The sequence below is a fragment of the Pararobbsia silviterrae genome, assembly GCF_003628125.1.
GTDB lineage: Bacteria > Pseudomonadota > Gammaproteobacteria > Burkholderiales > Burkholderiaceae > Pararobbsia > Pararobbsia silviterrae.
This window is the reverse complement of record NZ_RBZU01000002.1, coordinates 336,352-349,261: the sequence shown is the minus strand read 5'-3', so window position 1 is coordinate 349,261 and position 12,910 is coordinate 336,352. Positions and strand designations below refer to the sequence as shown.

The 12,910-nt window shown below is 63.9% G+C and carries 11 protein-coding genes; 5 read left to right on the top strand and 6 right to left on the bottom strand.

From position 1 onward, the window contains the following. Window positions 1–6: 6 nt before the first annotated feature. Window positions 7–1,005 (bottom strand): ABC transporter permease, encoded by a 999-nt coding sequence (locus tag D7S86_RS06895; RefSeq protein ID WP_121084856.1) that lies wholly within the window; start codon window positions 1,003–1,005, stop codon window positions 7–9. After that, window positions 1,002–2,648 carry an ABC transporter substrate-binding protein gene (locus D7S86_RS06890; protein WP_121085262.1) on the bottom strand — a complete coding sequence of 549 codons (1,647 nt, stop codon included), beginning with the start codon at window positions 2,646–2,648 and terminating at the stop codon, window positions 1,002–1,004. The genes D7S86_RS06895 and D7S86_RS06890 overlap by 4 nt, the downstream gene beginning before the upstream one ends. A gap of 13 nt (window positions 2,649–2,661) precedes the next feature. Between D7S86_RS06890 and D7S86_RS29010 the strand changes: the two genes are divergently transcribed. Then, window positions 2,662–2,874: a hypothetical protein gene (locus tag D7S86_RS29010; protein ID WP_147432247.1), complete on the top strand. Its 213-nt coding sequence runs from the start codon at window positions 2,662–2,664 to the stop codon at window positions 2,872–2,874. An 88-nt stretch (window positions 2,875–2,962) separates the two neighbouring features. Here the strand turns inward: D7S86_RS29010 and D7S86_RS06885 are convergent, their stop codons facing one another. Together D7S86_RS06885 and D7S86_RS06880 are read right to left on the bottom strand one after the other, a co-directional pair. After that, window positions 2,963–4,159: a DUF2252 family protein gene (locus D7S86_RS06885; protein ID WP_121084854.1), complete on the bottom strand. Its 1,197-nt coding sequence runs from the start codon at window positions 4,157–4,159 to the stop codon at window positions 2,963–2,965. Window positions 4,160–4,377: 218 nt separating this feature from the next. Next, window positions 4,378–5,931 carry a SulP family inorganic anion transporter gene (locus D7S86_RS06880; protein ID WP_121084852.1) on the bottom strand — a complete coding sequence of 518 codons (1,554 nt, stop codon included), beginning with the start codon at window positions 5,929–5,931 and terminating at the stop codon, window positions 4,378–4,380. 386 nt (window positions 5,932–6,317) lie between these two features. On the opposite strand from D7S86_RS06880, the gene D7S86_RS06875 reads away from it, so the two are divergent. From D7S86_RS06875 to D7S86_RS06865, 3 genes are all read left to right on the top strand, one after another. Continuing rightward, on the top strand, window positions 6,318–7,028 hold the full coding sequence (locus D7S86_RS06875) for a hypothetical protein (RefSeq protein WP_121084850.1): 711 nt from the start codon (window positions 6,318–6,320) through the stop codon (window positions 7,026–7,028). A gap of 10 nt (window positions 7,029–7,038) precedes the next feature. After that, on the top strand, window positions 7,039–7,905 hold the full coding sequence (locus D7S86_RS06870) for an alpha/beta hydrolase (protein ID WP_121084848.1): 867 nt from the start codon (window positions 7,039–7,041) through the stop codon (window positions 7,903–7,905). Window positions 7,906–7,992: 87 nt separating this feature from the next. Beyond that, window positions 7,993–9,687, top strand: a complete 1,695-nt coding sequence (locus tag D7S86_RS06865) for a hypothetical protein (protein WP_121084846.1) — start codon at window positions 7,993–7,995, stop codon at window positions 9,685–9,687. Window positions 9,688–9,746: 59 nt separating this feature from the next. Here the strand turns inward: D7S86_RS06865 and D7S86_RS06860 are convergent, their stop codons facing one another. Further along, the gene (locus tag D7S86_RS06860; protein ID WP_121085261.1) at window positions 9,747–10,628 is read right to left on the bottom strand and encodes a LysR family transcriptional regulator; all 882 of its coding nucleotides are present in this window, start codon (window positions 10,626–10,628) and stop codon (window positions 9,747–9,749) included. A 117-nt stretch (window positions 10,629–10,745) separates the two neighbouring features. Between D7S86_RS06860 and D7S86_RS06855 the strand changes: the two genes are divergently transcribed. Continuing rightward, window positions 10,746–11,738 carry a zinc-dependent alcohol dehydrogenase family protein gene (locus D7S86_RS06855; RefSeq protein ID WP_240648024.1) on the top strand — a complete coding sequence of 331 codons (993 nt, stop codon included), beginning with the start codon at window positions 10,746–10,748 and terminating at the stop codon, window positions 11,736–11,738. Window positions 11,739–11,911: 173 nt separating this feature from the next. Here the strand turns inward: D7S86_RS06855 and D7S86_RS06850 are convergent, their stop codons facing one another. After that, window positions 11,912–12,826, bottom strand: a complete 915-nt coding sequence (locus D7S86_RS06850) for an amidohydrolase family protein (protein WP_240648023.1) — start codon at window positions 12,824–12,826, stop codon at window positions 11,912–11,914. Window positions 12,827–12,910 lie beyond the last annotated feature (84 nt).

Genomic DNA, 12,910 nt, shown 5'->3' with positions numbered 1-12,910 from the left:
TCCGGTTCAGTGTCGGACGTGCCGATCGCGCAAGCGCGGATCGAGCAATAGATAGAGCAGATCGACCGCGGTGCTCAGCGCGACGTAGATCGCGGCGGACAGCATGGCGATCGCGAGGATCACGGGCGTGTCCTTCGAGACGACCGCGTCGACGATGACCTGACCGATCCCGGGCCGGCCGAAGACTTGCTCGGTGATCACGGCGCCGCTCAACAGGCTGCCGAACAACCAGCCCGTCAGCGTCACTGCGGGCAAGGCCGCGTGCCGCAACGCATGCCGCACGCGCAACGCGAACTCGCCGACGCCCCACGATCGCACGGTCAACGCATACGGTTCGTCGAGCGCGCGCTCGATGCCCTTGCGCAGCACGCGGCCGACGATCGCGCCCTGCGCGAGTCCGAGCGAGAGCGCCGGCAGCACGATCGACGCAAATCCTCGATCGCCCGCGACCGGAAACCATTTGAGCGTGAAGCTGAACACGAACAGCAACAGAATGCCGAGCCAGAACGACGGCGTCGACGTCACGACGAGTTCGATGCCGGACGCGATCCGGCTGCTCCAGCGACGACCGGCGGTCAAGGTCGCGAGCCCGACCGCGAACACGAACGCCACGACGAAGGCCGCGGCCGTCAACGCGAGCGTCGGTCCCAACTGACCGAGGACGAGCGGCGCGACATCGGTATTGAGCACGTACGAGCGGCCGAAGTCGCCATGCAGCACGCGCCACACGTAACGCAGGTATTGCAGATAGAGCGGCGCATCGAGCCCCCACTCCTGCTTGACCGCCGCGACGATCGCGGGGGTGCTCAACTGCTGCCCGATCAGCATGCTGACGATGTCGCCGGGCGCGAGCTGCACGGCGATGAACGACAGCGTGACGACCGACCAGAGCACGAGCACGGCGCTGACGAGCCGCGTGACGACGGGCGAACGCAACCCCGTGCGGCGGATCGTCGCGCGCGGCAACGCCGCGCCTGCATCGCGTTCGGAGATCGATTGCGTCACGGCTGTTTCTTGAGCCAGATGTCGTACGCGTTTTCGGGCATCTGCGCGAACGAACGGAAGCCGACGCCTTGCACGGCCTTGGCCGCCGCAATTTCGTCCTCGGGTTCGTAGAGCGGCAGCGCATAGGCCTGCTGCTTGATCGCAAAGTCTTGCAGCGTGCCGTAAAGCTTCTTGCGTTCGGCCGTGTCCTGACTGCGCGCGGCGGCCTGCAGCCAGCTCGCGAGTTCGGGTGCCGACGCGCGGCTCAGATTGATCACACCGCCGTGCTCGAACGGCAGCCAGTGGTATTCGATGTCGATCGCATCGGGCGGCGTATTCGAATTCGCGAACACCCCATACTTGCCGCTCTTGTAATCGTCGTACCACGTGCCGATATCGACGACCTGGATCTGCAGATCCACACCAAGCCGCTGCCGTGCCTGGGCTTGCAGTGCCTGCAGCAGCACGCCGCGCTGATCGCGCAGCGTCGATTGGTCCTCGATGACGCTGATCGAAAGCCGCGCGCCCTGCTTCGTGCGATAGCCGGCCGCGTCGCGCGCACTCCAGCCGGCCTGATCGAGCAAGGTGTTCGCAAGCGTCGGATTATTGCCGTACGTCCCTTCGATACGCTTGTCGTAGAGCGGATCGATCGGCGACGTGATGCCCCATGCGCGCGTGCGCTCGCCGCGATAGATCGACTGCACGAGCGCCGTTGCGTCGAGCCCTTCGAGCAAGGCGCGGCGCACGTTCAAATCCTGTGTCGGACCATATGTCGTGTTGAAGAACAGCGAAAACGGCGTGCCCGTGTTCAGCGCGTGCCGGTATGTGTAGTCGGGATTGTTACGCACGCGCTTGGCGTCGTTGCCCGACAGTCCCTCGATCACGTCGACCTGCCCCGACAGCAGCGCGCCGAGACGCACCGACGATTCCGGCAGGAAGCGATACACGACGCGATCGAGATACGCGGGCCCCTGATGGCCCGCCGTCGCCGGCGCCCAACGATAGTCGGGGTTCCGCGCGAACTCGACCTCCTGTCCCTTGACGTAGCGGGTCAGGATAAAGGGTCCGGTGCCCGCGATATCGGTGCCGCCGGCCTTGACGTCGGGCAGACCGAATGCGCGCGGCGACAGCAGCGGCAGACGGCCGATGGTCGTCAGAAACGGCGTATAGGGCTCATGCAGCGTGATAACGACGGTTCGCGCATCGGGCGTTTTGACGTCGGCCACATGCGCGATGATCAGCGGCAGGACGCTGAGACTCGAATACGACAGATCGCGCGCGATGAGGATATTGCGCGCCACCGCCTGTGCATCGAACGGTGCGCCGTCGGTGAACTTGACGTCGTCGCGCAGCGTGAACGTATAGGTCTTGCCGTCGGCCGACACGTCGTAGCGCGTCGCGAGCCACGGCACGAAGCTGCCGTCGGGCTTCTGCGCGAGCAGGCTTTCGTACGTATTGCGCAAGAGCAGCGCCACCTTGTCCTGACCGTTCAATTGCGGATTCAGTGTGGTCGGCAGGGTTTCGACGCCCCACGTCAGCGTGCCGCCGGATACCGGCCGATCTTCGGCGAAACCGGGATGCGATATGGCGATCAGGACGGCTGCCGCAACCGCGCAACGCGATGCGCGCTGGACGACGCGCGTCGCCGGAAATGAAAACGTCATGGAGACAATGCCCTTGCAGAAAATCGCGATCGCGCCCGGAGCGGCGCCGATGCCGTCGAATCCTTTCCGCATCGAATCTCACGTTGACGCCGCGGACCTCGATCCGCTCGGCTCGCGCTTTGACATCGCGATCCACATCGGATTCAAACCGCGGAAAGCGTGGCCATACTGCATGGGCATTGCCGCGCCACAAACGAAGTTTTTGGACGATCGTTATGGCGCGTGAAATGAATACCTAATTGAAGGCCTAAACGAAGACCGGAATGACGGCCTGAATAAATCTCCAAGCGCACGGATCGTGATGACCCGCACGATCACCCGCCGTTCGCAAAGCGGCGGCAATGTTCGAGATACCCGGCCTCATGCGCGCCGACCAGTTCGACGATCGAATCCCAGAGCCATCGCGGCGCATCGATGGTCTTCGATCGATTCCTGCGAAGCTCGGCGAACCATCGCCCGCGCGCCGCGCGATCCATCTGGCGCGCATGCGCCTTGCCGACGACCGCGCCGAGATAGGCCGACAACTTCCTTGCGTCCCGTCGGCTCAGTTGCTCGACGTCGAGCTTGAGGTCCTGCGGCAATAACTCCCGAATGACGACCGCGCGATCGAGCACGCGCGCGGCGCGCATGCGATCGCCGAGAAACGGCGACAGGTGGCGCGCGCCTTCGACGATGCGTTCGGCGTTGCCGCGCGGCATCGATGCGTCCCGATAACGCGGCGCCGCCGCCTTGATCCCCTCCTTGACGTCCATGAGACAGAGGTCGTCTCCGTCCACGACGTCGCCGTCGATATCGAGCAGCACCGCGTAACGCAGCCTGCCGAGCGAGCTGCACCCTTTGACCCAGTACGCGGCGTCGAGCACCGTGACGTCGCCCGAGTCGGGACGGCCCTTCAACAGGGTCGCGAGTTCGACCATCTCCGGGCTTTCGAATACGCTCGCAAGCTCCGCGGATTCGGCGCGTGCAAGCGGCCAGAAGCGCTTGCCCAACGGAATGGTCGGCTTGAGGTCTTCAATGCGTTCGAGCGCCAGGTGATGCCACGACCGTCGTTCGGCCTCGCGCATGATCACGTGAACCGGTTCGGGCCGTTTGCCGAGATGCGCCTGTTTGCCCGCGCGAAACGACGATTCATACCCCGCCGCGAGCGCTTCGACGATATGCACGGTGGTGAGGCCCGGCAAGTCGGAGCCGCGCGATGCCGTCGCAAGCGACAAGCCGAGGCGGATCAGGTCATGACAGGGATTGCCGATCACGGTCTGATCGAGGTCGCGAATCTGGATCTCGACCTTGCCGCGGCCATTGGCGACGGGACCCAGATTCCCCGTGTGGCAATCGCCGCAAATCCAGATCGCCGGGCCTTGCGGCAGCGTCCGGATATCGGCTTGTTCGAGCCATTCGTAAAACTGTGAGGTGTTTCCGCGCATATATGCGTGCGCGGAGCGTGCCATCTTGAGGTTACGCAAGCGCCGCAGCGCATCGGGCCGGGCCTTGGGAGAAGGTAAGGATTTCATCCGCTCGTATCGTCGTGGTTGCGATGGAGGACGCACGACCCGCGGATTCGACCATCGCGAACCCGCGACGGATCGTTCGCCCGTCACGACTGAGCAAATTGCGTGCGCGGTCGCCAGACGTCCAAGAGAAACCGCCACGGACGAAAGGCGACGCGTGCCTTGATTCGAGCGCATCGTCCGCCCGCGTCGATGGATCGACGTCGCGTGCGGCTAGCGAGTCAAGCGTGGGACAGCGATACGCCCGCGCGCGCGAGAAGCTGTCGATTGCGTGCCGACAGATTGGCGAACGTCAGCAGCTTGCCGGCCTTCCGATAGCGTTCCTTGAGCGTTTCGAACGCGGCGATCGCCGAATGATCCGCGACGTGCAGATGCCGGCAATCGACGACGACCGCCTCACGATCGCGATGCGGCTCGAAAAGATCCTGGAAATGCGCGGTCGACGCAAAGAACAGCGTGCCATGCAGCACGTAGGTCGATGCCTCGCCTGCACCGTCCACACCGTCCGTGCCCTTCACCGCGCCATCCACCAGGTCGTCCACCAGGCCGTCCACCACCCCGTCAATTTTCTCGGCGCGAATTTCGCGCGCATGCTGCCATGCGAAATTCAAGGCGGCGATGACGATGCCGCACAACACGGCGATCGCGAGGTCGGTGAAAACCGTGATCACGGTGACGAGCACGATGACGAGCGCATCGTTGCGCGGCACTTTGCCGAGCACGCGCAACGATCCCCACGCAAAGGTCTGCTGCGCAACGACGAACATGACGCCGACGAGCGCGGCCAGCGGAATGCGCTCGATCAGCGGCGACAGAAAAAGAATGAAGAGCAGGATCATCACGCCGCTCGTCGTACCCGATACGCGGCTGCGGCCGCCCGAACTCAGATTGATCATCGTCTGGCCGATCATCGCGCAGCCGCCCATGCCACCGAACAGGCCCGACACGACGTTCGCCACACCCAGCGCGAGACATTCGCGATTCGGCTGACCGAGCGTCTGCGTGATCTCATCGGTCAGATTGAAAGTCAACAACGTTTCGAGCAGCCCGACGATCGCCATGAGCAGCGCATACGGGAACACAATCTTCAGCGTCGCGACGTCGAACGGAATCTCGGGTATCCGGAACGACGGGAACACGCCGGCGATATGCGCCATGTCGCCGAGGGTCCGCGTCGGCAGATGCAGCAGTTGACTCACGATGCCCACGCCGACGATGGCGACGAGCGCGGGCGGCACGGCTTTCGTGATCCGGGGCAGTACGTAGACGATCAGCATCGTCGCCGCGACGAGCGCGCTCATGACGAGCAAGGGCGTGCCGTGGAGCCAGACGGCGCCCTGCGGCGTGCGTTGCTTGAAATGCTCGAGTTGCGCCATCGCGATGATGATCGCGAGGCCGTTCACGAAGCCGATCATGACGGGGTGCGGCACCATCCGGATCAGCTTGCCGAGTCGCAACAGTCCGAACAGCATCATGAAAATGCCGCTCAGCACGACGGTCACCAGCAGGTACTGGACGCCATGCTGCTCGACGAGCGCGACGATGACCACGGCCATCGAACCCGCCGCGCCCGAGATCATGCCGGGACGGCCCCCGAGTATCGCCGTCAGCGCGCAAAGGATGAAGGCGCCGTAGAGCCCCATCAACGGGTTCAGATGCGCGACGAGCGCGAACGCAATGCACTCGGGGACAAGCGCAAACGACGTCGTCAGGCCGGCCAGGACATTACTCGGAATACTCGACAGCCACTGCTCGCGGAAGGTTTGGATCTGCATGGAACTCTGTTTTGCTATCGGAAAAGCGCGCGGTGCTTGCACACGCCCGCGCCGAGCCCGCCGAAAGGGATCGTAGTTTACCCTAGGACAATAAAGCCATGGCGCGCAGGCCGGGGGCGAAGCGACGCATGACGGCATGCCGATCGACTGTGGAAAACCCTAGCGGGTAAAACTACCTTGGCTCGCCTATTTTTTGTCTAAGGATTACCGACCGGCGGTGACTGGCGCCTTAAGACGCGATCGCCGCCTTGCGGGTCCACGGTGATTTTCCGAAGCGTTCGCGATGTCTGACGCCATCACACGGGTGATCGAGGCGCGGGTGTCGCTCGCCCTGCGAAATCGCATCGCACCCCAAAAACGCATCGACGAAACCGAAAGGAGACGTGATGGATGCCTTGCTCAATTTGCCCCAATACATCGCGGCGATCGGCGCGCTCGGGACATCGGCATTTGGACTCGTCGACGCGAGCAAACTGATTCGCGGCGGGCCGTCGAACTTTGGCTTCGGTTTTATCGCGGGCCTCGTCGGACGTCTTTTCCAGGCATCCGATTCGCAGGGCTTCAAACGAAGCGATTTGCTGGAGACGCTTCGCTCCAACTGGATCAACGGCGTCAGCCTCGACGATCAGATCAGCAAAGCCAAAGCGCTGATCAAGCTGATGCTCGACAACGACACCGTAACCGCGCTGGCCGGCGCGACAGGGTGCAACGCAAATCAACTCAAATCCGTCATGGATGCAATGGCGCAAGCGCAATCGCTCCAAGGCGCGGACATGGACACCTGGGGGCGATTCGACCTTGCTTTGACGGCCTTGCTCGACGAGGCCTATCAACGCGCCGACCAAAAATATCGGAACTACGCGAAAGGCTTGGCTTGCGTGGTCGCGACGGGTCTTGCCCTGGGAGGCGCATGGATTCTTCATGCCGGTGCGACAGAGGCCAAAACCATGGACGCGAGCTTCTGGAAACTCAACGATCCCGACCTCTGGACCGGATTGATCACCGGGTTGCTCGCCACACCGCTCGCGCCCGTCGCGAAGGATTTGAGCAGCGCGTTGACCGCGGCAATGCAAGTCATGCAATTCAAGGCGCGATAGGTGTCCGGGCATGACACACTTCATCAATCTTCGCGCTCAATCGGTCGGAGGCGGCGTCGCCGGCGCGCCGACGCTGTGGAACGATGGCAGCCCGGTCGATCTCGGCACGCTCGCCGGACTCGTCACGGGGCGCAACGTCCTGATCGCGACGCATGGATTCAATGTCAGCGGGCCCGACGGCCGGTCAGCGCTATCCATGTGGGAGACGCTGCTCACGCTACCCGGCTGGGCTTACATCGCGGTGCTCTGGCCTGGAGACTCGAGTTGGCTGCACGGTCTCGACTATCCCGTCGAAGGCAACGAGGCGATCGCGAGCGCGAAGCTGCTCGCCCCGTGCCTCGATCGCTACTGCACGGGAGCGGCGAGCCTCTCGTTTGTTTCGCATAGTCTCGGCGCACGCCTGGTGCTCGAGACCGTTCGTCAAACGCGATGCACGATCAGGCAGGCGATTTTGATGGCGGGCGCCATTGACGATACCTGCCTCGGCGGCGAATACCAGGACGCGGCGGCCAAGCTCGAATCGATCTCCGTGCTCGCCTCGATGCGCGACGAAGTGCTGGCGTGGGCGTTTCCTCCCGGCAACCTTGCCGGGGGCATCGTGACGAAGGGATCGCCGTATTGGCATGGCGCGTTGGGACGTTTCGGCCCCGCCGTTCCATTGCCGACGGGCATCGACGTCCCACCGCTTTGGCAGATCCCCGACAGTTGGGCGTACGGTCACCACAATTACTTGCCGCAATCCGGCTTCAGCGGCGTTCGCCTCGCGCCGCCCGAGACGGTCCCCCCGCCCGACACGTCGATACCCGGCACATTTCCGGGGTCGACGCCATGCTGGTCCGCGGCCGTGGTCTCCACGCTGCTGACTCAGCGCACTTAGCGCGTGAGCGACCCACGGCGATCCTTGCTCATTGAATGCGACGCGCCACGTACGAAACCCGCAGAGATATGACTCTAGGAGACGGCAATGCGACAGTCCACATGGAAGTGGCGGGCGTTGATCGGAGCCTGCGTGCTCTTGACGTCGGCGTGCACCGAGCTCGTCACGTATCAGCTCGCTGACGACCGCGCCGAGATCCCGCCGGCGGCGTTCCCCTACGCACTGAGTCAAACACGCCTGACGACCACGTTCACGGTCACGCTCGTCGATTGCACCCCGGCCAAGGATTCGACCTTTCCTTCGCTCAGTTTGAAAGTCGCGGCCGCCACGTCGCAGACGTTTGAAGCCGATCCGAAGGAACGCTACTACGTGGACTACACGCAGCTCGCGACGTTCTGGAAGTCCACGACGCTGAAAGTCACCACGGCGGGCGATCAAACCCTGCAATCCGTCAACACGGAGTCGAACGATCAGACGCTGCAAATTTCGGGGGCATTTTTGCAGACGGCCGCTTCGATCGCCGGGGCCGCGCTGACGGGAAGAGTCCACGTTCCGGAGGCAGAACAAGCCGCGCAACAAAAGCAGCTTGAATTCGATCTTCAATTCAAACAGAACGCGCCGCTCGGCCCGAACTCAGGCGCAGGCGGCACGCCGACCCATCCTCCGTATGCCATCGTCTCGGCGTGCAGTCATGACGCCATGACGTCCATCGACACGCTCAACAAAAAGAAGCAGGCGCTCAAAACATTGCAAGCGACGCTTAAACCCGCCGGAGGTGCGTCAGCGCCGTCGACCGCTTCCGACGCGGCGATTTCGCAGGCGGCGAACGACGTAGCGGATGCCACGAAGGCCGTGACATTGCTGATACCGATGACCCTGGAGCCGAAGATCGACGAATTCACGGCGAGTGACGGATCGCCGATCGAACGACATCTCTACCCAGCGAGTCTGCTCACGTACATCCGTCAAAAATGGGTCGATCGGGCGTTTCAAAACACGTGGATCGATGTGTCGTTCAATGGTGCGGCCCCTGTCACCGAAGCGGTTCCGAGGGACGCGTACGCGATCGCGGCCGCGGCCAGTGTCCAAGGTGGCGGCAACGATCTCGTGCCGGAGTCGACCGACGTGTCGTTCGAATTGTTCGTCCGGAAGTTCTCGCTCGGCGTCGCGCCGGCCAAAGGCACGCAAGCGGCATCGGGTTCCGTTGCGACGTCGGGCGGCCCGATCCAGCACGACGGGCTCGTCGTACGCCAACCGGCGACCGGATTCTTCCGCGCGTGCCTGGGGACGTGTCAAGCGCCCGATGCCTTCGGTGTGGTCCCGCCCGACGCCGCGGGCGTCAATGTCGATCTCGAACCGCAACTGCAAGTGTCCGTGCCACAGTTAGGCAAGAAACTCCATATGCCTTTGCACAACGGATTCGGCCAAGACATGACGCTCGCCGTGACCTTAGGTCCGGATGGGTCGACGAACGTGCTGTCCTTCCAGGACAACTCGACGATCGGCGCGGGCCTCACGGCGGTCGCGAACGCCGGCACAACGTACACGAGCGCTGTCACCGCGCAAAACGGCGCCATCACCGCACGCAACGGCGCGCTGACCGCACAAGAAGGACTGGCGGTCAGCAACGAACAAATCGCCGCGGGCTACGCAGGTCTTGCGACCACCAACGCGAGCTTCGCCGACAACGCGCTCAAGGCACAAGCCGATTGCATTCAGCAAGCGCAGACGATCATCAAAAACGGCCGCTCTCCGACCGTGCAATGTCCTGGCGGACAGTAACCGCCGCGACGCTCGAAGCGCGAGCCTGAAGTGCCTCCTCCCCGCGATCAAATCTTGACTCAACGATCCGCGTCCTCGCCCGCCAACGCATCGATCGTCACATCGAGCAACGCGCGCAGTCGCGCGACGCGCCTTAGATCGCGGTGATAGCCGACCCAGACGTCGCGCCCCGGCGGCGCGGCGCCGAGATCGATGCGACGGATCCCGGGCGTGGCATCGCCGAGCAAACAGGGCAACACGGCAAAGCCCGCGCCGAGCGCGCACATGCGCGCCTGCGCCTCGCGATTGTTGCTGCCGAACATGACCTTGGCCCTCGGCAACATCCGCTTGATCCACTCGACGTCGGGCAGCGTGGCGAACGCGCCGTCCATGCTGATCAGCGCACAACCGTCGCCGTCCCCGCGCGACGGCGGCGCGCGATCGACCGGTCCGTACAACGCATAGTCCATATGCATGAGCTTGCGTTGAACCACATCGGGCTCGTCGAACGGCGTGATGCGGAACAGCAGATCCGCTTCGCGCCGCGCGAGATTGTAGAGACGCGCATCGGTCACGAGCTCGATCGAGATCGCCGGATGCTCGCTCATCAGCCGCGCGAATACCGGCGTCAGCATATGAACGCCGAACCAATCGGACGACGACACGCGCAGCAGGCCCGTGAGCTGCGACTCGCTGCCCGTCAGGGCACGCTCGAACCCCAACGCCTCTTCTTCCATGCGCTCCGCATAGGCCAGCACGGCCGAACCGTCATCGGTCAACACGAAGCCGTCGCGCGTGCGCTGGAACAGCGTATGGCCAAGCGCGTGTTCGAGTGCGCGAAGGCGGCGCCCCATCGTCGGCTGACTCTGGCCCACGCGTTTCGCGGCCGCGCCGAGCGACCCGCAGCGCGCAATCGCGAGAAAGATCCGCACGTCGCTCCAATCAAGATCGCGAGCATTCATATTCGCATTCATTTTTGAATGATAGCCGTTCAGTATCGTCGATTTACATGCGTTTTAGCATGGATCAATATAATCCGCATGCCGACACCGTGTCTCGGCCCCGATCTGGAGATGACCATGACCCCGACGATGCAGGCCCTTGTGCTCGATCGCTATAACGGCCCCCTTGAATGGAAGACGCTCACGAAACCGGAACCGGCGCCGGGTCAAGTCCGCGTGCGCATCGCCGCGAGCGGGCTGAATCCGCTCGATACGAAAATCCGCGCTGGTCAAGCCGCACACGCGAAGCATCCCTTGCCGCTCGTGCTCGGCATCGATATGGCAGGGGTCGTCGATGCGGTCGGACCGGGCGTCTCGGCGTTCGAGATCGGCGACGCCGTCTACGGGATGACAGGCGGCGTCGGCGGGATTCAGGGATCCCTCGCCGAGTACGCGGTCGTCGATGCCGATTTGCTCGCGATCAAGCCCGCGAATCTTTCGATGCGCGAGGCGGCGGCGCTGCCGCTCGCGTTCATCACGGCCTATCTCGGCATCGTCGATCGCGCACGGGTGCAGGCGGATCAGACGGTTCTCGTGCAAGGCGGCGCCGGCGGCGTCGGACATGTCGCCGCGCAGCTCGCGCGCGCGCTCGGCGCCACGGTGTTCGCGACGGCGAGCGCGCGCGATCACGCCTACCTCGCGAGCCTTGGCGCCATACCGATCGACTATCGATCGCAATCCGTCGAACAGTACGTCGCGGCATGCACGCAGGGCGCAGGCTTCGATGTCGTCGTCGATACCGTCGGGGGGGCGTCGCTCGATGCCTCGTTCGGTGCGGTCAAGCACTTCGGGCACGTAGTCAGCGCCTTAGGCTGGGGCACGCACGCGCTGGCCCCGCTGTCGTTTCGCGAGGCGACGTATTCGGGGATCTTTTCGCTGCACCCGCTGCTGACGGGTCTGCATCGCGCGCACTACGGCGACGTGCTTCGCGAGGCCACGCGGCTCGTCGAGGCCGGCAAGATCGTGCCGAACCTCGATCCGCGTCGATTCGATCCGCAATCCGTCGACCTCGCGTATGAGGCGATCACGACGGCTACGGCACGCGGAAAGATCGTCGTCGATATCGCGTGAGGCCGGGGTCCCAGATCAGTTAGGTCAGGTCATCCCGGGTCTGATCCGATCGTCGCGATCATCGGAATCGTCGAACGGACTCACGGTCTGCCGACGAATCGGTGAGTCTGTGAGTCGGTAAGTCTGTAAGTCGGCGGCGCGAGGTGCCAGGTGCACCGCCGCCGCCGTTCCGCTCAACGTGTCGATGCGCGCGCCAGCACGCGTTCGGCGTTGCGGAACAGCACGCGTTCGAGCACGTCGTCGCGCAGGCCGAGTGTGAGCACGTCCTCGATGCTTTGCGTGATCGGACGGAACGGATACGACGAGCCGAACAACAGTTGATCGCCAAGAAATCCGTTCGCGGCTTCGACATAGGCCGTGCTGCCCGCGACGAACAGATACATGTCGGGCACGAGATACACGTTCGAATAGCGGAACGCCAGACCCAACGCCTGCTGCACATTCGGCCAGAAGCCGTGATAGCAGACGATGCGCAGATTCGGAAACGCGCGCGCCACGGCCGCGACCGGCGCCGGGTCGTTATAGCGCGGATCGGGCGTCGTCGGTCCCGTCATCAGGAAGACGGGCACGCCGAGTTCGCTGCATCGTTCGTACACGGGGAAATACGCGGGGTCGTCGGCGAACCGGGCCGGCTCGCCGAAGCCGGGCTCGATGTCGATTCCCGCGAGGCCAAGCGTCGAGACGGCACGTTCGATTTCGTCGAGTGCGCCTTGCGTGCCCTGCAGGATCGGATCGACGGCGCCGATGCCGACGAGCGTGTCATGACCGTGGACGATTTGATGAATGCGGTCGTTCGGCAAGTGCTGCGACGGCGTATGACGGCCGACCACGACGGCCTTTTTCAAACGGGCCGCGCTCACCTCGCGCAAGAACCCGTCGGGGGTCCGCGACGCCGCATAGTGTTCGACGTCGCCGCGCGTGCCGACGCGTTGATTGAGCCAGCGCGCCGTCTCGTTCTCGGCCGTGCCCGGTGTCGCGCCGAAGAAATCGTGGAGATAGGCCGGGCGGCAGCGCATATCGATCACGCGGTCGTGCCACTCGCTGGCGCTGCGCTGCGCGCTCGATGGCGAATGTGGGTCGTTGCTCAAAACGGGTCTCCTCGAACGTCGCGGGAAAAAGCACCGAGTGTACAAATGGGGCCGCGCGACCGCCTAACACGTATTCAAGCAATC